This is a genomic window from Roseateles asaccharophilus, from assembly GCF_031458115.1.
GTDB classification, from domain to species: domain Bacteria; phylum Pseudomonadota; class Gammaproteobacteria; order Burkholderiales; family Burkholderiaceae_C; genus Pelomonas; species Pelomonas asaccharophilus_A.
On the sequence record NZ_JAVDXV010000005.1, the window covers coordinates 61218 to 82491 of the forward strand.

The following is a 21274-nucleotide window of genomic DNA, read 5'->3' on the forward strand; positions in this document are numbered from 1 at the left end:
GGCGGTGCCGGGACTCAAAGGTTTACTTCACGTCCTTCCAGTACGACGCGTTCAGGCGCCAGGCGAAGATCGTCAGGAAGCCGAGGAAGATCAGCACGATGACGCCCAGCTGGAAGCGCTGGCCTTGTGCCGGCTCGCCCATCCACTGCATGTAGGCGACCAGGTCTGCCACGGCTTCGTCGTACTGGCGCTCGGTCATCGTGCCGGGTGTCAGCTGCTGGTAGCCGGCGAAGACGTGGATCTTCTTGCTCGCGTCATGCGGGTCGGCAACTTCCTCGAACTTGGCGGCGCGCTGGCCTTGCAGTTCCCACATCACATGCGGCATCGCGACGCTGGGGAAGGCCAGGTTGTTCCAGCCCGTCGCCTTGGTGTCGTCGCGGTAGAAGTTCCGCATGTAGGTGTAGAGGTAGTCGGCACCCGAGCCCTTGGACACGTCGGCACGCGAGCGGGCGATGACGGTCAGGTCGGGCGGGTTGGCACCGAACCAGTCCTTGGCCTCTTGCGGGTTGAGGCTGACCTTCATCGTGTCGCCCACCTTGTCGGCGGCGAACAGCAGGTTGCTCTTGATGTCGGCATCGGTCAGACCGATGTCGCGCATGCGGTTGTAGCGGTGGAAGGCCGCCGCATGGCAGTTCAGGCAGTAGTTGACGAACAGCTTGGCGCCGTTCTGCAACGCCGCCATGTCCGACATCTTTTCCTTGGGGAACTTGTCCCACTCGATGCCGCCGCCGGCCGCTTGGGCAACGCTCAGGCTCAGCGAGGCCAGCAGGATCGCAATCAGCTTTTTCATTGGTGTTCTTGCTCCGCGTCTCAGTGGGCGTGGAAGGTCACGCGATCAGGCACCTGCTTGGGCGTGCCCAGGCGGCTCCACCACGGCATCAGCAGGAAGAAGCCGAAGTAGAACAGCGTGCCGGCCTGCGCCACCAGCGTGCCCATGTCGCTGGGCGGCTGGATGCCCAGGTAGCCCAGCACCAGGAAGAACACGACGAATACCGTGTAGACCCACTTGTGCCAGTCTGGACGGTAGCGGATGGACTTGACCGGGCTGTGGTCCAGCCAGGGCAGGAAGAACAGGATGATGACGGCGCCGCCCATGACGACCACGCCCCAGAACTTCGCGTCGAAGACCTTCAGCAGGAAGATCAGCACGGCAGCAGCAACCAGCAGCACGACCTTGGCCGGACCGCCAAACTTGCCCTTCAGGAAGCTCACGATGGCCGAGATGCCGATGATGACGCACAGCACGTTGACCATCGGGTCGGTCGTCGCACGCAGCATCGAGTAGAACGGCGTGAAGTACCAGACTGGCGCGATGTGCGCGGGCGTCTTCAGCGGGTCGGCCGGGATGAAGTTGTTGTACTCCAGGAAGTAGCCGCCCATTTCCGGTGCGAAGAAGATGATGGCGGTGAAGGCCATCAGGAACAGGCAGACGCCGTACAGGTCGTGGACCGTGTAGAACGGGTGGAAGGGCACGCCATCCAGCGGCTTGCCGTTCGCGTCCTTCGGGCCCTTCTTGATCTCGACGCCGTCGGGGTTGTTGGAGCCGACGTCGTGCAGCGCCAGCAGGTGGGCGACCACCAGGCCCAGCAGCACCAGCGGCACGGCGATGACGTGGAAGCTGAAGAAGCGGTTCAGCGTCGCGTCGCCGACGACGAAGTCGCCGCGGATCATCAGTGCCAGGTCTTCACCGACGAAAGGCACGGCAGCGAACAGGTTCACGATGACCTGGGCGCCCCAGTACGACATCTGGCCCCAGGGAAGCAGATAGCCCATGAAGGCCTCGGCCATCAGGCACAGGAAGATCGCGCAGCCGAAGATCCAGACCAGCTCGCGCGGCTGGCGGTAGCTGCCGTAGATCAGGCCACGGAACATGTGCAGATAGACGACCACGAAGAAGGCCGAGGCGCCCGTGCTGTGCATGTAGCGGATCAGCCAGCCCCAGGGCACGTCGCGCATGATGTACTCGACCGACGCGAAGGCCAGGGCCGCGTCCGGCTTGTAGTGCATCACCAGGAAGATGCCGGTGACGATCTGGATCACCAGCACCAGCAGCGCCAGCGAGCCGAAGATGTACCACCAGTTGAAGTTCTTCGGAGCGTAGTACTCCGACATGTGGACCTTGTAAGCGTCGAACGCGGTCGGGAACCGGTTCTCCAGCCAGGTCATCGTCTTCACACCCACCGAGGCGCCGGCAGGGGCTTCCTTGAATTCAGCCATGTCTCGTCCCGTTTTCTAGTTAGGCCTTCTTGTCGTCGCCAATCAGCAGCTTGGCGTCGGACAAGTACATGTGGGGCGGCACTTCGAGGTTGTCGGGTGCAGGCTTGTTCTTGAACACGCGGCCGGCCATGTCGAAGGTCGAACCGTGGCAGGGGCACAGGAAACCGCCCGCCCAGTCGTTCGGCAGCGAAGGCTGGGCGCCGGCGGCGAACTTGTCGCTGGGCGAGCAGCCCAGGTGCGAGCAGATGCCCACGGCGACGAAGTACTCGGGCTTGATCGAGCGGTGACCGTTCTTGGCGTACTCCGGCGTCGGATAGGCCTTGCGGTCGGAATTCGGATCGGCCAGTTCGCCGTCGTGCTTCTTCAGGGCCTCAAGCTGTTCCGGCGTGCGACGCACGATCCAGACCGGCTTGCCGCGCCATTCGACGGTCAGCTTCTCGCCGGGCTTGAGGTTGGAGATGTCCACCTCGACGGGGGCGCCAGCCGCCTTGGCTCGCTCACTGGGCGCAAAGGTGCTGACGAAGGGAACGGCGGTCGCGACGCCACCAACGGCACCGGCGCAGCTGGTCGCGATCAACCAGGTGCGTTTGCCTTGGTCCACTTGCTGGTCACTCATGAGGGTCCTCTGAAGAGACTTCTATTCGGGGCAGCCGAGGATTCTAGCGGACGCCGGTTTGCGATCCGCCCGGCCCGGTGCCGGCGGCACCACAGGTTTACCCGCCTTCTGCGTCATGAGGCCAGCCGTCAACATCCCTGCCTACACTTCCGCCGGTCTTCAAGGAGCCTTGCGCATGAGTTTCTTTTCCGAGTTCAAGGAGTTTGCCGTCAAGGGCAACGTCATCGACCTGGCGGTCGGCGTCATCATCGGCGGCGCCTTCGGCAAGATCGTCGATTCGCTGGTGGGCGACGTCATCATGCCGGTCGTCAGCAAGATCTTCGGCGGCCTGGACTTCAGCAACTACTTCATCCCGCTGGCCGGCCAGACCACGACGGTGCTGGCCGACGCGAAGAAGGAAGGCGCCGTGCTGGCCTACGGCAGCTTCATCACCGTCTCGCTGAACTTCATGATCCTGGCCTTCGTCATCTTCCTGATGATCAAGCAGATCAACCGCCTCAAGCGCGCCGAGCCGGCGCCCGCTCCTGCCGAGCCGCCAGCCACGCCGGAAGACATCCAGTTGTTGCGCGAAATCCGCGACTCGCTGAAGCGCTAGGCGCTTTTCTGGCCCCGCGTGCCCGGTAAGCAATGGTTACCGGGCTTTTTTTTGTCACGGAGTTGGCATATCGCGAAAACCCGCACATGTTGCCGGCGCGATACTTTCAGGGACTTCCCGTGCCCATTTGTTGATGAACGCGCCCGAGATCCGCCTCAATCCGCACCTCGAAGCCTCGCTGACCCGCCTCCGACTGGCGGGCGAGCAGGCGGCCGAGCGCTGCGCGGAAGGCCTGGGGCTGTCGGCGCTGTCGGCGGGCCAGGTCAAGCGGCGCGACGCGCTGCTCGCGGCTCAATTCGTCTTCCGCCAGCAACAAGGCACGTTCCTGCAACGCTTCCTGCAGAGCCTGCGGCGCCAGATCACGGCCGAGCAAGGCGACCCCAAGCCCGTCGCGGCGCCGCCCAAGAAGGACTGGGGCGAGCTGTCGCTGATGGACGACGACCAGGTCAACAACCTCGTCGCAGCCGACCGCATCGGCCTGGCCATCGGCCACCAGTGCGAGTGGGAGTTGCGCGAGGTCGAGTCCTATATCGCGGGCATCCAGACCGGCGAGCGCAACCCACTGCGCCCCGAACTGGTGGGCCAGGCCCTGCTGGACGCGGTTCAAGCGATCACCGACGACCCGCTGAGCCGCCAGACGCTGACGGACGAGCTGACCCGCTCGCTCGCGCAGGAGATGCGCGCGTGCTATGGCGACATCGCCGAACTGCTGCGCTCGCGCGGCCTGCGCCCGCAGGACCTGCGCGTTCGCGCGTCACCCGACGGCAATTCGCGCAACGCCTCGCTGGGCGGTGCCACGCAACCGGGCGAATTCGACTCCGGGCATGGCGCCATGTCGACGCGCGGTGGCGCGGGCAGCTACGGCTCCTCGGGCCACGGCGGCCTGGGCGGCGGCTTCGGTCGTGGCGGCAGCAGCCGCAGCGGCGGCCTGGGCAGCGGTCATGGCGGCCGCGGCGGTGGTGGCGGCATGGGCCGTGTCGATCCGCAGATGATGGACCTGCTGCGCCGGCTGGCGCAGACGCCCGGCGGCTACGAAGGCGGCGGTTTCGACGGCGGTGGCCATTCCAGCCGCATGGGCCTGGACACCTTGTCCGGCGAGCCCAGCGCCTGGGGCCAGTTGCCCATCCCGACCAACCTGATCCATCAGCACCGCGACGAACTGCGCAACGCCTCCACGGGCCGGCTGGACCACATGGTCATCGATGTGGTCGGCAGCCTGTTCGACCAGATCCTGTCCGACCCCAAGGTGCCGCCGCAGATGGCGCGGCTGCTGGCCCGGCTGCAGTTGCCGGTGCTGCGCGTCGCGCTGGGCGACGAAACCTTCTTCTCGTCGCGCCGCCACCCGGTGCGCCAGTTCGTCAACCGCATGGCCTCGCTGGCCTGCGCGTTCGACGACTTCGCCGAAGACCCCGGCCGCGCCTTCCTGGCCCATGTGCGAGACCTCGTGCAAGACGTCGCCAACGGCGACTTCGACCGCATGGACGTCTACACGGCCAAGCTGGATGCGCTGGAAGCCTTCATCGCCGAACAGGCGCGCAACACGCTGAAGGCCAGCGGCGACGCCGCCGCGGTCGTCGAGCGCCGCGAGACCGACCTGCGCCTGCAGCAGCGCTATGCGCTGCAACTGCAGCAGCAGCTCGCCAAGGTCCCGATGCAGGAGTTCCTGCGCAGCTTCCTGGCCGGCGTCTGGAGCCAGGCCATCGTGCTGGCCTCGCGCGAAGGCGCGCCCGAGCGCGCGCTGCGCCTGCGCACGCTGGGCCGCAGCCTGGTCATGAGCGTGCAGCCCAAGGGCGGCACCGCGGCGCGCGCGGACTTCCTGCGCGAGCTGCCCAACCTGATGCGCACCCTCAACGAGGGGCTGGACCTGATCCGCTGGCCCGACGGCCCGCGCAAGGACTTCTTCGGCGCGCTGCTGCCGGCGCATGCCGAGTCGCTGAAGGGCCAGGCGCCCAGCGCGCTGGACACCAACCTGCTCATCAAGCAGCTGGACCAGATCTTCGGCGTACCGCCGCCGGCCGAGGCCGACCTCAGCAAGCCGGTGGCCGGCGAGACCCAACCCGCCGACCTGGACGCCAGCCAGCGCCTGACGCCGGCCGAGGCCAAGAGCCTGGGCCTGGTGGAGGAGGCCAACGTCGACTGGAACGGCGAGGTCGACCTGGACCTGTCCGGCAACGACGCGGTGGCCGCCGCCGAGCCCATGCAGGCGGTGGACATCTCCATCGACGGCCTGCCCGCCGCCGAGGCCCCGCCCGAGCCCAGCAGCGGCGCGCAGCTGATGGACAACATGCAGCTGGGCTTTGCCTACCAGATGCACACCGGCACCGAGTGGCAGAAGATGCGCCTGGCCCACGTCAGCGCGGGCCGCAGCTTCTTCATCTTCACGCACGGCAACCGCCACCAGGAAACGGTGACGATGACGGCCCGCATGCTGAAGAAGCTCTGCGAGGCCGGCCGCATGCGCGCCTACGAGACCGCCCACCTGCTGGAGCGCGCCACGGCGCGCACCCGTGCGCAGCTCGCCGCGCTGGGCGGTGCCGGCCGCTGATTGCGGCTACCAGCGGAAGTTGGCGTTGCCGCTGCCGCGTTGCAGGAAGTTCACCGGCGCGATGTCGGGCGTGGCAAGGTCAAAGCTCTCACGCACCGTCGCCGCCAGCGGCCGGTCGTCGATGCGCGGCGGCTTGAACTCCCAAAGCGCCATCGTGTCGCTGGCCCAGCGCAGCAGCGACGGCGGCATGCCCGGCAGCGCCCTGACCCTCACCTCGCTGCAACGGCCGTCGGCGCCCACCAGGCATTGCGCGTCGACCGCGCCCACCCAGCCAGCAGACTTGACCAACTCCTCCGGATAGGCCGCGTACGCACGCTTGAGCACCAGAGGTCGCACATCCATGCCCGTGATCTGCAGCCGCCCGCCCTGAGCGTCGGGAGTGACCTGCAGCGTCACGTACAGCCCCGTGCTGAGGCGGCCGGGCTGGTTCGACGCGTCACGCGGTGGTGAGATGCGCAGTGGCACGACCCGCTGCTTCACGGCGCTCCAGAAGCCGCTCGGCGCCATGGCTTCCTCGTGAGGCTGCAGCTGCGCGATGCGCCCTTGAGCGTCGAACTGCGCATCAAACGCGACCGTCACGCTGTAGGCCTCGGCCGCCTGCAGCGCAGCCGGCAAGGCCAGCAGAGCGGCGGCGATCAGCAGGGTCCGGTGATGCATGGGGCCTCCGCCTATGAACTGGAGGCACCCAGCAGCCGGCGTGCCATCGCGAGTGCCGCGCCCAGGCTGGCCGGGTCGGCCAGCCCACGCCCCGCGATGTCGAAGGCCGTGCCGTGGTCGGGGCTGGTGCGCACGAACGGCAGGCCCAGCGTGACGTTGACGCCCTGTTCAACGCCCAGGTACTTGACCGGGATCAGCCCATGATCGTGCGTCATCGCGACCACTACGTCGAACTCACCGCGGCGGGCGCGCATGAAGATCGTGTCGGGCGCGTAGGGGCCGCTGGCGTCCATGCCAGCCGCGCGCGCGTCGGCGACGGCCGGCGCGATGTGATGGATTTCCTCGTCGCCGAACAAGCCGCCCTCGCCGGCATGCGGGTTCAGCCCCGCCACGGCGATGCGCGGCGCAGCAACGCCCATGCGCTTCAGCGCGGCATCGGTGATGGCCAGCGTCTCGCCGACCGACTCGCGCGTCACCCGCGCGATCGCGTCCCGCAGCGAGCAGTGGATGGTGACCAGCACGGTGCGCAGCTCCTCGTTGGCCAGCATCATGCGCACCGGTGGCCCGCCGGCCAGCGCCTGCAGCATCTCGGTGTGCCCCGGATGCGGCGAGCCGGCCGCGTGCAGCGCCTCCTTGTGGATGGGCGCGGTCACGAGGCCCCGGCCTCGGCCCGCCAGGATCTCCTCGACCGCCGCCTCGATACAACGTGCGGCCGCCGCGCCGGCGCGCGCGTCGACACGGCCCAGCGGAACATCGGCGAGATCGGACGGCAGCCCGCTGGGCTGCCAGACCGGAAGGCAATTCGGCGGCACGACCTCGTCAGGACGCTGCAGCTGGGCCACGACCAAGTCCGCGCCCAGCGCCGCCACGGCCTGGCGCAGCACCTCCACATGACCCACGACGACCGCGTCGCGCGGCGCCTCACGCCGCCACAGGCTGACGATGATCTCGGGGCCGATGCCGCAGGCGTCGCCCATCGTGACGAGCAGCGGCGCGGCGGATGTGTTCACAGTCATGCCGGCATTCTTTCATCACGTCACGACGAGGCTGGCAGACTGCGGGTCACGATGAGTAACGCATCCCCCTACCCCATCGGCACACCCGGGCACCCCTGGGGCGCCTCCGAAATCGCGGCCTGGCGGGCCGGCGTGCACCGGCACCGCAGCTACGCGAGGGACGTGCTCGCGGCAATCGAGGCGCTGCGCCGGACCTTCGATGTCAGCGAATACGGTGCGCTGGTCTACGACGGTGAGCGCTTCCCGCTGATGGTTGTGCGCAGCCGCGACTGGCGGGCCAACCTGCCCACGCTTGTCGTCACCGGCGGCGTGCATGGCTACGAGACCAGCGGCGTGCTGGGCGCGCTGCAGTTCCTGCGCGAGCACGGGCTGGAGCAGGCCGGCCGAGCCAACCTGCTGGTGGCGCCCTGCGTCAGCCCGTGGGCCTACGAGCGCATCCAGCGCTGGAACCGCGACGCGCTCGATCCGAACCGCAACTTCCGTGAGGGCAGCCCGGCCGGGGAGTCCGCCGCGCTGGTGGCGCTGCTCGCGCCGCTGCGCGGCCGCACGCTGATGCACATCGACCTGCACGAAACGACGGACTCCGACGAGTCCGAGTTCCGGCCCGCGCTGGCGGCCCGCGATGGCGAGGCCTTCGTGCCCGATGTCGTGCCGGACGGCTTCTACCTCGTGGACGACGCCGAGCGGCCGCAGCCGGCCTTCCAGCGCGCCGTCATCGACGCCGTGGCGCAGGTGACCCACATCGCTCCACCCGACGCCAACGGCCAGATCATCGGCTGCCCACTGCAATCACCCGGCGTCATCAGCTTCGCCGTGGCGAAGAAGGGCTTGTGCGCCGCCATCACGGGCGCGCGCTTCAGCACGACCACCGAGGTCTACCCCGACAGCCCGCGCACGACGCCGCAGCAATGCATCGCGGCGCAGGTCACCGCCGTGCGCGCAGCCATCGCCTATGCGCTGGGGCACGCTTAGGCGGGGTTGGGCACGTCGATGAAGCGGTAGTCCAGGCCCAGGTCCGCAGCCACTCGCTCACCCACGCCCTGCACGCCGTAGCGCTCGGTCGCATGGTGGCCGGCCGCGATGAAGGCCACGCCGGTCTCGCGGGCGTAGTGGGCCTGCGGTTCGGAGATCTCGCCGGTCACATAGACATCGACGCCGGCCGCGATCGCGGCCTCGAAATAGCCCTGCGCGCCGCCCGTGCACCAGGCCACGCGGCGCAGAGGCCTGCCGTCGCCGGGCGCCAGCACGGGCTCACGGCCGGTCAGCGTGCGCAGCTGCGTGGCCATGGCGTCCAGCGTGGTGGGCGCCATGGAGCCGATGAAGCCCAGCTCCGAGTCGCCGAAGCGTGCATCGGCCGCCCAGCCCAGGCGCTTGCCCAGCTGCGCGTTGTTGCCCAACTCAGGATGTGCATCCAGCGGCAGGTGATAGGCGAACAGGTTCACGTCGTGGCGTATCAGCCGCTCCAGCCGCTGCTTCATCCAGCCAGTCACGCGGCCGTCCTGGCCGCGCCAGAACAGGCCGTGATGGACCAGGATGGCATCGGCGCCCGCATCGATGGCCGCGTCGATCAGCGCGAGGCTGGCGGTGACCCCACAGACCAGCCGGGCGACCTCTGCACGGCCCTCGACCTGCAGACCGTTCGGCCCATAATCCTTGAAGCGTGCTGGCTCCAGCAACTGGTTCAGGTGGCGCTCCAGCGCGGCGCGTTCGGTCATGGCTTGAGAGGTATGGGGTGTTGAAACGGCTCTGGCTGATTTTCGCGCAGGCGGTCACCGTGGCGCTGGGCGTCATCTTCGTCATCGCCACGCTGAAGCCGCAATGGCTGCAGCAATCGCGCTGGCGCCAGGCCCCCGTCGCCGAGACGGCGCGCGAAATCGCCCTGCCCCCGGCCCCACCCGCGCCCGCCGCCTCCGTCATGCGAACCGGCTTTGCGCAGGCCGCGCGCGCCGCTGCGCCCGCGGTCGTCAGCATCACGGCCAGCAAGGCGCCGTCGCGGGCCGCCCGCCGCGGGCATGAGAACGGCTTCCCGTTCAACTTCCCGTTCGGCCCGCCGCGCGGCATGCCGCAGCAAGGTCTGGGCTCGGGCGTCATCATCTCCGGCGATGGCGTGCTGCTGACCAACAACCACGTCGTGGACGGCGCGTCCGACATCGAGGTGCAGCTGACCGACGGCCGCCAGGCCCGCGCCGAGCTCATCGGCACCGACCCCGACACCGACCTGGCCGTGTTGAAGATCAGCCTGCCGGGCCTGCCGGCCATCCCGCTGGGCGATGCCGCCAGCCTGCAGGTCGGCGATGCGGTGCTGGCCATCGGCAACCCGTTCAACGTGGGCCAGACGGTGACCTCGGGCATCGTGTCGGCGCTGGGTCGCAACCAGCTCGGCATCAACACCTTCGAGAACTTCATCCAGACCGACGCGGCCATCAACCCCGGCAATTCGGGCGGCGCGCTGGTGGACGCCGACGGCCGGCTGGTGGGCATCAACACGGCCATCTTCTCGCGCAGCGGCGGCTCGCTGGGCATCGGCTTCGCGATCCCCGTGGACGTGGCGCGCCAGGTGGCGACGGCCATCCTGAAGGACGGCTCGGTGGCGCGCGGCTACATCGGCGTGCAGACGCGCGAGCTGACGCCCGAGCTGGCCGAGGCGCTGAATCTGGGCGACGCCAAGGGCGTGCTGATCGGCGGCGTGGAGAACGACGCCCCGGCAGCCAAGGCCGGCATCAAGCCGGGCGACGTGCTGATCCGCGTCGGCGACCGCAGCATCACGTCACCCGCCGAATTGCTGGCCAGCGTCGCGGCGCTGAAGCCCAAGAGCCAGGTGGACGTCGGCGTGCAGCGCAACGGCAAGACCTTGAACTTCCAGCTTGCCGTGGCCCAACGGCCGCGCCGCCCGCAGCCGCTTGCCGCGGACGAGTGATCAGGTCTGGGGCGGCGACTCGGCGTCGTCGGCCGCCGCCGGCGTCTTCTTGAGGAAGAACTTCGCGACCCAGATGCCGGCTTCGTACAGGAAGCACATCGGCACGGCCAGCGCCAGCTGCGAGAACACGTCGGGCGGCGTGATGACGGCCGCGATGACGAAGGCCACGACGATGAAATAGCCGCGGAACGCCGTCAGCTGCTCCACCGTCACGAGCCCCACCTTCACCAGCAGCACCACCACGATGGGCACCTGGAAGGCCATGCCGAACGCGATGTACAGGCCCAGGATGGCCTCCACGTAGGACGCGATGTCGGGCGTGGCCGCGACCGACTCGGGCGTGAAGTTCTGGATGAAGAAGAACATCTGGTCCAGCACGTACAACTGGACGAATGCGATGCCGCCGTAGGCCAGTGCACTGCCGAACACGATCAGCGGCAGCGCGAAGCGCTTCTCGTGGCTGTACAGGCCCGGCGCGATGAAAGCCCAGGCCTGGTAGATCAGCCAGGGCAGCGCCAGCAGCACTGCGGCCATCATCAACACCTTCAGCGGGATGAAGAACGGCGAGAACACGCCCACCGCGATCAGCTTGGCGTCAGCCGGCATGTGGGCGCGAATGGGCGCGGCAATGATGTCGATGAGCCGACTGGGGCCGGGCCAGATCGCCAGCAGCGCCATCGCGGCACCCAGGCCGTAGGCCGCGTACAGCAACCGGTTGCGCAGCTCGATCAGGTGAGCGACGAAGGGCTGCTCGGTGCCCGCCAGTTCGTCGTGGTCGGGCTTCTGGAAGGAGGAACTCATCGATTCAAGCCGGGAGGCCGGAAACGCGCCACCCGGGCGGCTCCCGACTGGGTATGGCGGCGCACGCCGGCCTTCTGCTTGAACCACAGCGGCGTCGCACCGCGCTTCAGGCGCCAGTTTTTCTTCGGATGGCGGTACTCGGGCGCCAGCGACGCCAGGCCGTAGTCGTGGGACGTGCCGGTCGCGTCGCTCCAGGTGTCGTTCAGCGCCTGTGTGGCGGAATCGACCTCCTGGCGCACGCTCTGCTCGACGTCGTTCACCGCCGTCTGGAACTGGGACTTCATCTTCTGAAGTTCCTCCAGCTCGATGGAGCGGTTGACCTCGGCCTTCACATCGGCCACGTAGCGCTGCGCCTTGCCCAGCAAGGTGCCCACCGTGCGGGCGACGCGGGGCAGCTTCTCGGGGCCGATGACGATCAACGCCACCGCGCCGATCAGCGCTATCTTGTCAAAGCCGAAGTCAAGCACTTAGAAGCTGTGGGTTAGCCCTGCGCGGCCGAGCAGACCGTCGCAGCGGCGCCAATCAAGGCGCCAAGCGCAGCCGTGGCACGTGCCACGGCGAGCATTTGCAACGCCGAGTGGCGGCGTTGCGGCGGGATGAGCGGGCGTGAGGGGCTGACGCACAGCTTCTCAAGCTCAGGACTTGGTCTTGGCGTCGACGTCGACCGTGTTCGGGTCGTTGGCCTTGTTGGCGGCGACCTGCTGCGGCGGGGCTTCGGGGCTGCTGCCGTCCTTCATGCCGTCCTTGAAACCCTTGACGGCACCGCCGAGGTCGCTGCCGATGTTCTTCAGCTTCTTCGTGCCGAAGATCAGAACGACGACCAGCAGAACGATCAGCCAGTGCCAAATGCTCAAACCACCCATGATGTCTACTCCTTAAGGACTGGCTCAAATTCTAGGTGACGCCTGTGACAGGGCCGAGCAGGCCGCAGCCACACCCTGCGTCGGGCGCAAGCCCTAGGTTGGGTCCGGCGTCAGCCTTTCAACCAGGGCCTCGGGCCACCCATCACGTGCAGATGCAGGTGATACACCTCCTGCCCGCCGTCCGGCCCGGTGTTGATGACGTGGCGGAACCCATTCGTGACGCCCAGTTCCTTCATCAGGCGCGGGCCCAGCGCGGTCATCTTGCCCAGCAACTGGCTTTCGGCCTCGGTCACGTCGGCCAGGGACGCGATGTGGCGCTTCGGGATGATGAGGACGTGCACCGGCGCCCAGGGGTTGATGTCATGGAAGGCCAGGACATCCTCGTCTTCGTAGGCCTTCTTGCTCGGGATCTGGCCGGCAACGATCTTGCAGAAGATGCAGTTGGGGTCGTGGGACATGTTGATTTCCTTGTTCAGACCGGCATGCGCCGGCCATCGATGCAGGCCAGCGAGCCACGGATCAGGCGGTAGATCACCCACAGCGGGTTGATGACCATCGAAGCCACCGCCACAAACCAGGCGACGCTGCCCAAGTTGCCGCGACCCATGCCCAACCAGATCACCAGCAGGCTGCCCAGCAGCGCCACCCACCAAAGCACGGTCCACCAGAAGGTGCGCATCTGCCAGCGGAAGTGGCTGCCGTACAGCGTCTTGCTGACGTCACCGTACTTGATGTGGTTGATCAGGATGGCCGCCAGGCCGGTCAAGCCGCCGGAGAAGAACGACAGCGCGTACAGCGTGTAGAGCACCAGGCTCAAGCGCCGGGCGGCCGCGGTGGGCGTGACGCTGGCGTCTTGCGCCGGGATGGCTGCCTGCATGTCGACTCCCTCCAATCCTTGCTGTTCAGACCGGCATGGGCTGGCCGTCGTTCCAGGCCAGGAAGCCTCGCACCAAACGGTAGACCAGCCAGATCCAGTTGGCGGCCAGGATGACGAAGCCGACCCCGATGAAGACGGTGATCCAGCCCAGGAACGCCCACAGCAGGCTCCACCAGAAGCTGCGCATCTGCCAGCTGAAATGGCTGCGGTAGATCGTGCCCTCGGTATCGCCCACCTTCACGTGGTTGATGATGATGGCGATCAGCGCCGGCAGGCCGGTGAAGACGCCCACCGCGTAAAGGACGTAGGTCACCAGCGTCAGGTTGCGCAGGCTTTGCAGCTGCTGGCCGTCGACGGTGGGAGCGACTTCGAGATTGCCTGTCTGCATGTTCAGTCCTTCTTGCGTGCCGCGATTTCCGCGAGGCCCGACAGCCCTTCGCGCCGCGCCAGCTCGGCCAGCACGTCCTCGGGCTTCAGGCCGAAATGGGCCAGCGCGACCATGCTGTGGAACCACAGATCGGCCACCTCGTAGACCAGCTTCTGCGGGTCGCCATCCTTGGCCGCCATGACCGTCTCGGTGGCTTCCTCGCCAATCTTCTTCAGGATGCTGTCCAGCCCCTTGTCGAACAGCTTGGCGACGTAGCTGGTGCCGGGATCGGCACCCTTGCGGGACTCGATGACCGCGCCGACGCGGGAAAGGATGTCGTCACTCATAGATCTTGCTCGGGTCCTTCAGCACCGGTTCGGCCGGCGTCCACGCGCCGTTCTCCAGCTTCTGGAAGAAGCAGCTGTGCCGGCCCGTGTGGCAGGCGATGCCCGGCTCGTGGCCCAGTTGCGTGATGGTCAGCAGCACGACGTCGTTGTCGCAGTCCATGCGGATGGCGTGCACCTGCTGGAAGTGGCCGCTCTCCTCGCCCTTGTGCCACAGCTTGTTGCGCGATCGGCTGAAATAGACCGCCTGGCCGCGCTCGGCCGTCAACGCCAGCGCCTCGCGGTTCATCCACGCGAACATCAGCACGTCGCCCGTGCCTTGCTCCTGGGCGATGACGGGCACCAGGCCCTTGTCATCCCATTTCACTTCGTCGATCCAGCTCATCTTTTCAGTCTAGGTGAGTCGGGCCGGAATGCCCGCGCTCGGCGGCAAACCATTGCAGCACGGGGATGGTGCCGGGCAACACGGGCTTGACCTGCACGGGCAGGTCCGCCCAGGCCATCTGCTGGCCCTCCAGCATCTGGAAATCACCCGTCCAGTCGAACACCTTGCAGAAGTTCAGCCGCACGCGGGCGTGGGGATAGTCCATGACCAGCGTCTGCCACGGGTGGGCCGGACCGATCTCTATGCCCAGTTCCTCGCGCAGCTCGCGGGCCAGCGCCTGCTCGACGGTTTCGCCGGCCTCGACCTTGCCGCCCGGGTATTCCCAATAGCCCGCGTAGACCTTGTCCGGCGGGCGTGAGGTCAGCAGGAAGCGCCCTTCCCGGCCCGCTGCATCACGCTCGACGAGCACGCCCACGGCCACTTCGACCGGCACACGTTCGGCTTCAGACATGGTCCAGGCCTTCCGGCGCCTGGCCATAGTCGCGGATGCGCAGCGCCGGTTCTGCCTCGCCCACGGCGCCGCGGCCGGCGCGGTCGCGTGCGAACTGGAAGGCCACGCGGCCCGATCGCGACCCGCGCTCCAGCGCCCAGATCAGCGCTGGCTGGCGCGCGGCCTCGATGGCGGCGTCGTCCAGTCCGAAATGGCGCAGCCACTGCGCGACGATGGTCAGGTACTCGTTCTGGCTGAACGGGTAGAAGCTGATCCACAGGCCGAAGCGCTCGGACAGCGAGATCTTTTCCTCGACCGCCTCGCCCGGGTGGATCTCGCCGTGCTCGCCATGCGTGCCGGCGAGGTTGTCCACCATCTTCTCGGGCAGCAGGTGGCGGCGGTTGCTGGTGGCGTATATCAGCACGTTGTCGCTGGCCGCCGCGATGGAGCCGTCGAGCACGCTCTTCAGCGCCTTGTAGCTGGCCTCGCCTTCGTCGAAGCTCAAGTCATCGCAGAAAACGACGAAGCGCTCCGGGCGGGCCGCGACCTGTTCGACGAGGTCTGGCAGGTCCACCAGGTCGGCCTTGTCGACCTCGATGAGGCGCAGGCCACGGTCGGCGAACTCGTTCAGCACCGCCTTGATCAGCGAACTCTTGCCGGTGCCCTTGGCGCCCGTCAGCAGCACGTTGTTGGCCGGCCGTCCGGCAACGAACTGGGCCGTGTTGCGCAGCAGCTTTTCCTTCTGCGGCTCCACTTCCTGCAGGTCGGACAGCCGGATGCGGCTGACCGCCTTCACCGGCTCCAGACACAGCGCACCATGCCGGCGGCGGGCACGGAAGGCGGTGGACGCGGCCCAGTCGGGCGCCGTCGCGGCATGGGGCAGGACGGCCTCGAGCCGGGTCAATAGACCCTCGGCGCGGGCCAGGAAGGATTCCAAAGCGGCAGACATGCCGCCAGTGTAGGAGCCAGATGCCTAGCCGATGGACTTGAGGGATGCTTCCAGTTGCTCCGTGGGCAGCCGCTTGAAGCCCGAGCGCGCATAGCGCTGCAGCCGGCCCATGATGAAGCAGACCCACACCGACGCCTGCGCGTTGGCATGCACCGTGGGCGTCAGCGACCCCTGCGCCTCGGCGGCGGCACGCAGCACCTGGCGCAGCGAGGATTCGACGCGATCAAAGAACTGGTTGATGCGCGCGGTCAGCCGTTCGTGTTCGTAGACCAGCGCGTCGCCCACCATCACGCGCGTCATGCCCGGGTTCTTCTCGCCGAACTGCAGGATGACGCTGGCAATGCGCGCCGCCTGCCCCGGCATGGGCTGGGGGGCGTCGACGATCTGGTGGATGAGGCCGAAGACGCTGCTCTCGATGAAATCGATGAGCGCCTCGAACATCTGCGCCTTGCTGGCGAAATGCCGGTACAGCGCCGCCTCGCTGACATCCAGCTTGGCTGCCAGCGAGGCGGTGGTGACGCGGTCGGCCCCCGGCTGCTCCAGCATGCCGGCCAGCACCTGCAGGATCTGCGTGCGGCGCTCGCCAGGCTTGGGGCGCTTCTTGGGAGTGGGGCTGGGGCTGTCAGCGGGCAGATCGGCGTCCATGCGCCGGATGCTAATCGCGCAGCCAGCCCAGCCGACGGGCTTCGTAGATCGCCTCGACCTTGGAGCGCACGTGCAGCTTGCGATAGACGCGCTTCACATAGGTCATCACCGTGTGCGGCGACACCTGCATGAACTGCGCGATCTCGTCGAAGGTGAAACCCTTGGCCGCCAGGTGCAGCACGCGCGACTCCTGCTCGGACAGCGCCACGACCTCCTCGTCGGCCAGCGTGGCCGCCATGGCCTCGGGCGACGGGCCGGTGGACCCTTGAGCGCCGGGCGCCAGACGCACCAGCAGCCGGCGCGCGATGACGGGGCTGATCGGGCTGCCGCCGGCGCGCAGCGAGCGCAGTTGGCCCGGCAGGTCCAGCGCCAGGCTGTCCTTCAGCAGATAGCCGGTGGCGCCGGCCTCGATGCTGGATACCACATGCTGCTCATCGCCGAACACGGAGATCACCATGACCTCGCATTGCGGACGGGTCTGGGCCGCGTGGCGGATCAGTTCGATGCCGCTGCCGCCGGGCAGGTCCAGGTCGACCAGCAGCACATCGGGCTGGAGCTGGTCGAACATGCGCCGGCCTTGCGGCAGGTCGGGGGCAATGCCAAGCAACTCGATATCGGGCACGCTGCTCAGCGCATGCGTGAAAGCCTCCCGGAAGCGGGCCTGGTCTTCGACGATGAGGACCGAGAACGGGGTCATTGACTCTGGAAATCTCTCTAGCTGCCGGACGGCGGATTGTCCGACGAGGATACCCCGTCGCCCATTCACGCTTTCCTTCAGAACTGGGGGGACCTCGCCAGCGCCGCAAGCGAACGCACGCGCCGGCTCACGTAGGCCGGCCGGTGCTGCAGGCGACGGCCATCGGGCGTCTTGCGCAGCCAGCGCTGCATCCAGACGGTGGACATCCCCAGGCTGCGGGCCGATTTCTGGTGCATCAGCGTGTCCTCGACGAGGATGCAATGTTCGGGCTTGAGCTTGAGCCGCGCCAATACCGCACGGAACATGCGGGTATCCGGCTTGGGTCGGGAGTGGCCGAACATCTGCATGTCCTCCACGCAGATCAGCCCCTCAAAGGCGCTGCTGAGGCCGATCGCCGCCAGCACGCGCTCGGCATAGCTGCGCGGCGCATTCGTCATCAGGAACTTGCGCCCCGGCAGACGGCGCAGCGCGGCCAGGTCATGGGCGTGGCCATGCAGATGCGCATCCAGGCCGGGCAGCCGGTGCGTCTCGGCGAGGAAATGCGCCGGCTTGATGCCGTGATGGCGCTGCAGGCCGGTCAGCGTCGCGCCGTAGCGTTCCCAGTACCGGTTGCGCAGCCTCGCCGCCTCCTCGTCCGTGAGGCCGAGGTAGGTCACCATGTAGGCCGCCATCGACGCGTTCAGCTCCTTGAACGCCCGGTGCGACGCGTTGTGCAGCGTGTCGTCGAGGTCGAACAGCCAAATCTTGGGATGTCTGCTCATCGAGACGAGATCATGGTTCCGTAGGCTTGGTCCGTGAGGACTTCCAGCAGCATGGAATGCGGCACCCGGCCGTCGATGATGTGGACCGCGTTGACACCGCTCTTGGCCGCGTCGATGGCGCCGGCGATCTTCGGGATCATGCCGCCGCTGATCGTGCCGTCTTCCACCAACTCGTCGATGCGACGGGGTGTCAGCTCGGTCAGCAGTTCGCCCTGCTTGTCCAGCACGCCGCGGATGTTGGTCAGCATCAGCAGCTTCTCGGCCTGCAGCACCGTCGCCAGCTTGGCGGCCACCACGTCGGCGTTGATGTTGTAGCTCTCGTTCTTCTCGCCAAAGCCGATGGGACTGACGACAGGGATGAACTGGTCGTCCTGCAGTGCCTTCACGACCGACGGGTCGATGGAGACGATATCGCCAACCTGGCCGATGTCGTGCTCCTTGGCCGGGTCGTCCTTGTCGACCATCTTCAGCTGCTTCGCGCGGATCATGCCGCCGTCGCGGCCGGTCAGGCCCACGGCCTTGCCGCCGGCGGCGTTGATCAGGCCCACGATGTCCTGTTGAACCTGGCCAGCCAACACCCACTCGACGACTTCCATCGTCTCCTCGTCGGTGACGCGCATGCCCTGGATGAACTGGCCCTTCTTGCCCAGGCGCGACAGCGCGCCTTCGATCTGCGGGCCGCCGCCGTGCACGACGACCGGGTTCAGGCCCACCAGCTTCAGCAGCACCACGTCCTCGGCGAAGTCCTGCTGCAGTTCCGGGTCGGTCATGGCGTTGCCGCCGTACTTGATGACGATGGTCTTGCCGTGGAACTTGCGGATGTAGGGCAGCGCCTGGGACAGGATCTCGGCCTTCTCGCGCGGCGCGATGTGGGAGACGTCGGTGGTGTGGGTGCTCATGCGGGGGACTCCGGGTTTTGGCGCAATTCTAGGAAGCCTGTGTGATGCCCGCAGAATGCCGAGCCATGCAAGCCAGCGCATATCTGAAACTCTCTGTTGCCACGGCCTTCGCAACCATCGCGCTGAAGTCGGCCGCCTGGTGGTGGACCGGCTCGGTGAGCCTGGCGGCCGACGCGCTGGAGTCCTTCGTCAACCTGGCCGGTGCGCTGTTTGCGCTGGCCATGGTCACGCTGGCCGCGCAGCCGGCGGACGACAACCACCCCTTTGGCCACCACAAGGCCGAGTATTTCTCCAGCGGCTTCGAGGGCATCCTCATCATTGCCGCGGCGCTGGGCATCCTGTGGGGCGCGGTGGACCGCTGGCGCCATCCGCAGCCGCTGGAAAGCCTGGGGCTGGGTCTGGGTCTGACGCTGTTCAGTACGGCACTGAACGGCGCGCTGGCCTGGGCCATGCTGCGCAAGGCGCGCGAGGTGCGCTCGATGGCGCTGGAGGGCGACGCCCGCCACCTGTTCACCGACGTGTGGACCTCCGTCGGCGTCGTCGCCGGCCTGCTCGGCGTGATGGCCACCGGCTGGCACTGGCTGGACCCGCTGCTGGCCGCGGCCGTGGCGCTGAACATCCTGCGTGAAGGCATCCACCTGCTGCGCGAATCCAGCGGCGGGCTGATGGACAAGGCGCTGGACGCTGAATCGCTGGCCGCGGTGCACGCCGTGCTGGAGCGCCAACGGCAGGCGCAGCCCGTGCGCTTCGACCACATCGCCAGCCGCGTCGCCGGCCAGCGCCGCTTCGTCGACCTGCACATGCACCTGCCGGCCGGCTGGACGCTGGGCCGTGCGGCCGCGCTGCGCGGCGAGGTCGAGCAGGCCTTGATGAAGGCAGTGCCGGGGCTGCGCGCCAGCATCCAGCTGCTGCCGATGAACATGGAAGCGCACAACCTGGATGAAGAGGATTTGACGTGATCGCGGTGTTGCAACGGGTGCGCGAGGCGCGCGTGGAAGTGGGCGGCGCCGTCGTCGGCGCCATCCAGCAAGGCTTTCTGATGCTGGTCTGCGCCGAGCCGACCGACACGGAGGCGACGGCCGAGAAACTCATCGCCAAAGTGCTGAAGCTGCGCGTGTTCAGCGACGAGGCCGGCAAGATGAACCGCAGCGTGCAGGACGTGGGCGGCGGCCTGCTCATCGTCAGCCAGTTCACGCTGGCGGCCGACACCAACGGCGGCAACCGGCCCAGCTTCTCGGGTGCGGCGCCGGCCGAACAGGGACGAAGGCTCTACGAGCACACGCTGGCGTTCGCGCGCCGGCAGCACCCGGTCGTCGCCGCGGGCGAGTTCGGCGCCGACATGCAGGTGCACCTCGTCAACGACGGCCCCGTGACCATTCCCATGCGGATGAACTGATGACGCCTGAAATCGTCCTGATCGACTCGACCGATGGCCGCGCGCCTGCGCTGGACCAGCCCCGCGAAGACCGCCGCGTGCAAGGCGCGCCGCAACGCCGCACCTGGACGCTGCACGAAGCCGGCCCCATGAGCGCCGGCGTGTGGGAATGCGAGGTGGGCCGCTGGCGCATCGTCTTCCCCGCTGGCCGCCAGGAGTATTTCCATGTGCTGCAGGGCCGCGTGCGCGTGCACGGGTCGGCCGGCGCCGTGGACGTCGGCCCCGGCCAGGGTGGCGTCATCCCGCCGGGCTTCGAGGGCGAGTTCGAGGTGTTGGAGCCGGTGCGCAAGCACTTTGTCTTCGTGGAAGTTGCCGCCTGAGCAACGCAGCCCGGAACACCTGATCCTGGCATTAGCATCCGCCCCCAAGAAACCTGGGGAGGTGAGTTGATGCTGAAACGACTGCTGGCTGCCATCGCGATCTCGCTGCCCTTGGCCGCGCCGGCCGAGGAGGCCGCCAAACCGACGCAGACCATCGCCCTCATCTCCACGCTCGGCGACCAGCTCAGCATCGTCAAGCAGCGCGGCAAGCGCGCCAGCAGCATCGACGACTTCTCGCGCCGCACGCTGCAGATCGACCCCCAGTTGCTGAACATGTCGGTGCTGCGCGGGCTGGACAGCGCACTCGCCGCCGAGGAGCCCAACTCGCGCCGCATCATGTTGCGCTGGAGTGCCAACCCCGGGCTCGCAGAACAGTTGAAGAACGCGTCCTTCGAGGCCCGCGATGCGCTGGTGCTGGATGCGCTGCGCGAGCGCCTGACCCAGATGCCGCAACGCGCCGACTGGGACCGCATCGAAGCCATCCTGCCGCGCTTTTCCTGGGAGACGCGCGAGGGCATGCCCAACCGGCTGGGCGGCATCGGCATCTACGTCAAGCCCACCGGCAACCAATGGGAACTGCTGGACGAGGACGGCATCGACCGCAAGCAGGATCTCGCCGACCCGGACCAGACCACCATCAACCCGCGCACAGGCGAGCAGCAGAAGGACAAGGCCTATGTGGCGCCCTTCATCTCGTTCGAGCGCGTGACGCTGGACGCCAAGACGCTGGCCGTCGTCGCCCGCAAGCCGCAGTTCACGCACACCAAGTACAGCGACCCGAACTCCAAGTCCATCGACGTTGTCGAGCAGGTCTCACCGGCCGAGCTGGTGACGCAGCTCAACAAGCTCGTCGAACAGGCCGCCTACCGCTCCGTGCGCGGCGCGGTGGAGGTCGGCCCGGTCAAGCAGGTGCCGGCGGAGGCGGGCAAGCCCTGACG

The 21274-nt window shown here is 67.6% G+C and carries 28 protein-coding genes; 8 read left to right on the forward strand and 20 right to left on the reverse strand.

Annotated features, from left to right (window positions below):
* Positions 1–22: 22 nt before the first annotated feature.
* The 3 genes from J2X21_RS13450 to petA are packed head-to-tail and all read right to left on the reverse strand — an operon-like array spanning position 23 to position 2833.
* Positions 23–790, reverse strand: coding sequence for a cytochrome c1 (locus J2X21_RS13450; RefSeq protein ID WP_310329330.1), 768 nt, complete (start codon positions 788–790; stop codon positions 23–25).
* A gap of 20 nt (positions 791–810) precedes the next feature.
* Complete coding sequence (locus J2X21_RS13455) at positions 811–2217, reverse strand: cytochrome b (RefSeq protein ID WP_310329332.1); 1407 nt, start codon at positions 2215–2217, stop codon at positions 811–813.
* Positions 2218–2236: 19 nt separating this feature from the next.
* Positions 2237–2833, reverse strand: a complete 597-nt coding sequence (gene petA / locus J2X21_RS13460; protein WP_310329335.1) for a ubiquinol-cytochrome c reductase iron-sulfur subunit — start codon at positions 2831–2833, stop codon at positions 2237–2239.
* A 175-nt stretch (positions 2834–3008) separates the two neighbouring features.
* On the opposite strand from petA, the gene mscL reads away from it, so the two are divergent.
* Entirely contained in the window at positions 3009–3428 is a 420-nt protein-coding gene (mscL, locus tag J2X21_RS13465) for a large conductance mechanosensitive channel protein MscL (protein WP_310329337.1), read from the forward strand.
* A gap of 133 nt (positions 3429–3561) precedes the next feature.
* The gene (locus J2X21_RS13470; protein WP_310329340.1) at positions 3562–5973 is read left to right on the forward strand and encodes a DUF1631 family protein; all 2412 of its coding nucleotides are present in this window, start codon (positions 3562–3564) and stop codon (positions 5971–5973) included.
* 6 nt (positions 5974–5979) lie between these two features.
* Here the strand turns inward: J2X21_RS13470 and J2X21_RS13475 are convergent, their stop codons facing one another.
* Together J2X21_RS13475 and pdxA are read right to left on the reverse strand one after the other, a co-directional pair.
* Positions 5980–6630 carry a hypothetical protein gene (locus J2X21_RS13475; RefSeq protein ID WP_310329343.1) on the reverse strand — a complete coding sequence of 217 codons (651 nt, stop codon included), beginning with the start codon at positions 6628–6630 and terminating at the stop codon, positions 5980–5982.
* Between the two features lie 11 nt (positions 6631–6641).
* Entirely contained in the window at positions 6642–7646 is a 1005-nt protein-coding gene (gene pdxA / locus J2X21_RS13480) for a 4-hydroxythreonine-4-phosphate dehydrogenase PdxA (RefSeq protein ID WP_310329345.1), read from the reverse strand.
* Positions 7647–7697: 51 nt separating this feature from the next.
* Between pdxA and J2X21_RS13485 the strand changes: the two genes are divergently transcribed.
* Entirely contained in the window at positions 7698–8618 is a 921-nt protein-coding gene (locus tag J2X21_RS13485) for a M14 family metallopeptidase (protein ID WP_310329347.1), read from the forward strand.
* On the opposite strand, the gene J2X21_RS13490 is transcribed toward J2X21_RS13485, so the two are convergent.
* Positions 8615–9361, reverse strand: coding sequence for a Nif3-like dinuclear metal center hexameric protein (locus J2X21_RS13490; RefSeq protein WP_310329349.1), 747 nt, complete (start codon positions 9359–9361; stop codon positions 8615–8617). The genes J2X21_RS13485 and J2X21_RS13490 overlap by 4 nt on opposite strands.
* 20 nt (positions 9362–9381) lie before the next feature.
* Here J2X21_RS13490 and J2X21_RS13495 point away from each other — a divergent pair, with 20 nt between their 5' ends.
* Positions 9382–10563: a S1C family serine protease gene (locus tag J2X21_RS13495; RefSeq protein ID WP_404667340.1), complete on the forward strand. Its 1182-nt coding sequence runs from the start codon at positions 9382–9384 to the stop codon at positions 10561–10563.
* On the opposite strand, the gene tatC is transcribed toward J2X21_RS13495, so the two are convergent.
* The 14 genes from tatC to argB all read right to left on the reverse strand — a co-directional run bounded on the left by tatC (position 10564) and on the right by argB (position 18581).
* Positions 10564–11364, reverse strand: coding sequence for a twin-arginine translocase subunit TatC (gene tatC / locus J2X21_RS13500; protein ID WP_310329355.1), 801 nt, complete (start codon positions 11362–11364; stop codon positions 10564–10566). It lies immediately after the preceding gene.
* Positions 11361–11831, reverse strand: a complete 471-nt coding sequence (gene tatB, locus J2X21_RS13505; protein WP_310329358.1) for a Sec-independent protein translocase protein TatB — start codon at positions 11829–11831, stop codon at positions 11361–11363. The genes tatC and tatB overlap by 4 nt, the downstream gene beginning before the upstream one ends.
* Positions 11832–11999: 168 nt before the next feature.
* Positions 12000–12227 (reverse strand): Sec-independent protein translocase subunit TatA, encoded by a 228-nt coding sequence (tatA, locus tag J2X21_RS13510; protein WP_310329361.1) that lies wholly within the window; start codon positions 12225–12227, stop codon positions 12000–12002.
* Positions 12228–12337: 110 nt separating this feature from the next.
* Positions 12338–12685: a histidine triad nucleotide-binding protein gene (locus J2X21_RS13515; protein WP_310329363.1), complete on the reverse strand. Its 348-nt coding sequence runs from the start codon at positions 12683–12685 to the stop codon at positions 12338–12340.
* A 14-nt stretch (positions 12686–12699) separates the two neighbouring features.
* A complete protein-coding gene (locus J2X21_RS13520) occupies positions 12700–13104 on the reverse strand; it encodes a DUF4870 family protein (RefSeq protein ID WP_310329366.1) in 405 nt (134 codons plus the stop codon).
* Positions 13105–13129: 25 nt separating this feature from the next.
* Positions 13130–13492 (reverse strand): DUF4870 family protein, encoded by a 363-nt coding sequence (locus J2X21_RS13525; RefSeq protein WP_310329369.1) that lies wholly within the window; start codon positions 13490–13492, stop codon positions 13130–13132.
* A 2-nt stretch (positions 13493–13494) separates the two neighbouring features.
* On the reverse strand, positions 13495–13818 hold the full coding sequence (locus tag J2X21_RS13530; protein ID WP_310329370.1) for a phosphoribosyl-ATP diphosphatase: 324 nt from the start codon (positions 13816–13818) through the stop codon (positions 13495–13497).
* Positions 13811–14200, reverse strand: a complete 390-nt coding sequence (gene hisI / locus J2X21_RS13535) for a phosphoribosyl-AMP cyclohydrolase (RefSeq protein WP_310329372.1) — start codon at positions 14198–14200, stop codon at positions 13811–13813. The genes J2X21_RS13530 and hisI overlap by 8 nt, the downstream gene beginning before the upstream one ends.
* A gap of 4 nt (positions 14201–14204) precedes the next feature.
* Positions 14205–14651 carry an NUDIX domain-containing protein gene (locus tag J2X21_RS13540; RefSeq protein WP_310329375.1) on the reverse strand — a complete coding sequence of 149 codons (447 nt, stop codon included), beginning with the start codon at positions 14649–14651 and terminating at the stop codon, positions 14205–14207.
* Entirely contained in the window at positions 14644–15579 is a 936-nt protein-coding gene (locus J2X21_RS13545; protein WP_310329377.1) for an ATP-binding protein, read from the reverse strand. Before J2X21_RS13545 ends, J2X21_RS13540 begins: the two co-directional genes overlap by 8 nt.
* A 24-nt stretch (positions 15580–15603) precedes the next feature.
* Positions 15604–16224 carry a nucleoid occlusion factor SlmA gene (slmA, locus tag J2X21_RS13550; protein ID WP_310329379.1) on the reverse strand — a complete coding sequence of 207 codons (621 nt, stop codon included), beginning with the start codon at positions 16222–16224 and terminating at the stop codon, positions 15604–15606.
* Between the two features lie 10 nt (positions 16225–16234).
* The gene (locus J2X21_RS13555; RefSeq protein WP_310329381.1) at positions 16235–16921 is read right to left on the reverse strand and encodes a response regulator; all 687 of its coding nucleotides are present in this window, start codon (positions 16919–16921) and stop codon (positions 16235–16237) included.
* A gap of 77 nt (positions 16922–16998) precedes the next feature.
* On the reverse strand, positions 16999–17682 hold the full coding sequence (locus J2X21_RS13560) for a pyrimidine 5'-nucleotidase (protein WP_310329383.1): 684 nt from the start codon (positions 17680–17682) through the stop codon (positions 16999–17001).
* Entirely contained in the window at positions 17679–18581 is a 903-nt protein-coding gene (gene argB / locus J2X21_RS13565; RefSeq protein WP_310329385.1) for an acetylglutamate kinase, read from the reverse strand. The genes J2X21_RS13560 and argB overlap by 4 nt, the downstream gene beginning before the upstream one ends.
* Positions 18582–18646: 65 nt before the next feature.
* Between argB and J2X21_RS13570 the strand changes: the two genes are divergently transcribed.
* The 4 genes from J2X21_RS13570 to J2X21_RS13585 all read left to right on the forward strand — a co-directional run bounded on the left by J2X21_RS13570 (position 18647) and on the right by J2X21_RS13585 (position 21272).
* A complete protein-coding gene (locus tag J2X21_RS13570; RefSeq protein ID WP_310329387.1) occupies positions 18647–19540 on the forward strand; it encodes a cation diffusion facilitator family transporter in 894 nt (297 codons plus the stop codon).
* The gene (dtd, locus tag J2X21_RS13575) at positions 19537–19977 is read left to right on the forward strand and encodes a D-aminoacyl-tRNA deacylase (protein ID WP_310329389.1); all 441 of its coding nucleotides are present in this window, start codon (positions 19537–19539) and stop codon (positions 19975–19977) included. Before J2X21_RS13570 ends, dtd begins: the two co-directional genes overlap by 4 nt.
* On the forward strand, positions 19977–20336 hold the full coding sequence (locus tag J2X21_RS13580) for a cupin domain-containing protein (RefSeq protein WP_310329391.1): 360 nt from the start codon (positions 19977–19979) through the stop codon (positions 20334–20336). The genes dtd and J2X21_RS13580 overlap by 1 nt, the downstream gene beginning before the upstream one ends.
* 69 nt (positions 20337–20405) lie before the next feature.
* The gene (locus J2X21_RS13585; protein ID WP_310329393.1) at positions 20406–21272 is read left to right on the forward strand and encodes a hypothetical protein; all 867 of its coding nucleotides are present in this window, start codon (positions 20406–20408) and stop codon (positions 21270–21272) included.
* Positions 21273–21274: the final 2 nt, after the last annotated feature.